The sequence below is a fragment of the Streptomyces sp. W16 genome, from assembly GCF_033194735.1.
Lineage (GTDB): Bacteria > Actinomycetota > Actinomycetes > Streptomycetales > Streptomycetaceae > Streptomyces.
The window spans coordinates 1-1,727 of the sequence record NZ_JAWOAI010001001.1 but is presented as its reverse complement, the minus strand read 5'-3'; the positions used below and the strand labels follow the sequence as shown (position 1 = coordinate 1,727).

The 1,727-nt window shown below is 73.0% G+C and carries 2 protein-coding genes and 2 pseudogenes; 2 read left to right on the top strand and 2 right to left on the bottom strand.

The features are described from left to right. Window positions 1-112, bottom strand: a pseudogene (locus tag R6V09_RS52430) (uridine kinase); the annotation flags it as partial. A 17-nt stretch (window positions 113-129) separates the two neighbouring features. Beyond that, window positions 130-567 carry a winged helix-turn-helix transcriptional regulator gene (locus R6V09_RS52425; RefSeq protein WP_317888447.1) on the bottom strand — a complete coding sequence of 146 codons (438 nt, stop codon included), beginning with the start codon at window positions 565-567 and terminating at the stop codon, window positions 130-132. Between the two features lie 99 nt (window positions 568-666). Here R6V09_RS52425 and R6V09_RS52420 point away from each other — a divergent pair, with 99 nt between their 5' ends. Together R6V09_RS52420 and R6V09_RS52415 are read left to right on the top strand one after the other, a co-directional pair. Next, window positions 667-1,362, top strand: coding sequence for an NAD(P)-dependent oxidoreductase (locus tag R6V09_RS52420; protein WP_317888446.1), 696 nt, complete (start codon window positions 667-669; stop codon window positions 1,360-1,362). A gap of 42 nt (window positions 1,363-1,404) precedes the next feature. Next, a pseudogene (locus tag R6V09_RS52415) lies at window positions 1,405-1,727 on the top strand (DUF2293 domain-containing protein); the annotation flags it as partial.

Here is a 1,727-nt window from a genome sequence, read left to right as displayed (position 1 = left end):
AGGCGATGCGCGGCCAGGGGCTGCCGTCGGCCGGCTTCAGGTCGAGCAGGCGCTCGGCGAGGAGGTCGCCGAGCCGGTCCCAGGTGATCGCTTCCAGTCGCACAGGGCCCATGATGCGTCAGACCCCGGTCAGGGGGTGTCGCGCGGGTGGCTCCGGCGGGCGGCGAGAAGGTGCGGGAGATGCGTCTCGCTCCAGGCGCGGGCGGCGTCGAGGAGGGGGACGAGGCTGCGGCCGAGAGGGGTGAGGGCGTATTCGACACGCGGCGGGTTCTCGTCGTACGCGGTCCTGGTCAGCAGGCCGTCGCGCTGCATGGCACGCAGGGTCTCGCTGAGGACTTTGGGGGTGACGGCCCTGAGTGGCACCCGGAGTTCGGTGAAGCGGCGCGGGCCGCCTTCGAGACAGCGGACGACCATACCGGTCCACTTGTCACCCACCCGAAACGGCACCACGGAGGAGGGACAGACGGGGTCGAACATGTCGGGGTCCAGCGGGTCTGGGGAGCCCTGCGAAGCCGGCGCATCCCGCCGTACGGCGTCGTCCGTCGCTTCGGTCGTCGCTTCGGTCATTCGTCGAGGCTAGCGCCGATACCGTTGAAGTAACCGGGCCTCTGGCCCCTAACGTCCAGGTCGGGCGGCGAAGGACGCTGCCGGGCAAGGGGGTTGGGCATGGACGGGATCGTCGTCTTCGGGGCCGGGGGTCGGGCGGGACGGGCGGTGACGGCGGAGGCGCTCGGGCGTGGGTACGAGGTGACGGCCGTGGTGCGGGATCCGGCGCGGTACGCGGGTCTCGGGGCGGCGGGCGTCTCGGTCGTGCGGGGTGATGTGACCGATGCCGGATCGGTGCGCGAGGTCGCGGACGGGGCGGTGGCCGCCGTGCACGCGGTGTCGCCGTTCAGCGGGCCCGAGCAGGGGTTCGCGTCCCTCGATCCCGACTTCTTCGTCAAGGCGGCTGACGCGCTGCTGGAGGGGCTGGCCTCGGCGGGGGTACGGCGGCTCGTCGCGGTCGGGCTGTTCGCGAACCTCCTCGGGGCGGACGGGCGGCCGGTGATGGACGACCCCTCGGCGTTTCCGCCGGAGATCCGGCCGTTCGCGCTGGCCCACACGGCAGGCCTGCGGCATCTGCGGGAGGCCGGCGAGGGCGTGGTCGACTGGCTGATGCTCACGCCGGGCGGCGGGCTGGAGCAGGACGCCCCGCGCACCGGGCGCCACCGGTTCGGCGACGAGCGGGTGCCGGAGGGTGCGCCCGGGCTGTCGTACGCGGATCTGGCCGTGGCGGTGCTCGACGAGATCGGGGCGCCGAGCCGGCACCGTACGCGTGTGTCGGTGTTCGTTCCGCGTGAGGCGCAGGTGCGGCGGACGTAGGAGACAGGAGAGATGTGGGCAGTGGCAGGGAATGGATCTCGTATGGCATCGCTCTCGACTCCCCCGGTCCGTAGCGGACTTGTGGTCGTCCAGCCGCTCAGGAAACGGCACTGTGCGGGGTGCCGTCGAGGGCCGTTGGCGCTGCTGGTCGTCGAGGGCGGGGTGCCGCGGTGTCTCGACTGTGTCGACCTCGGGCATCTGGTGTTCCTGCCGCGCGGCGACACGGCGCTGACGCGCAGGGCGCGGGAGGAGAGTGCGCTGTCGGCGGTGGTGGTGCGGTTCGACCGGCGCCGGAGCCGGTACGAGCGGCAGGGCGTCCTCGTCGAGGAGGAGGGGCTGGCGCGGGCCGAGGACCGGTGCCTCGC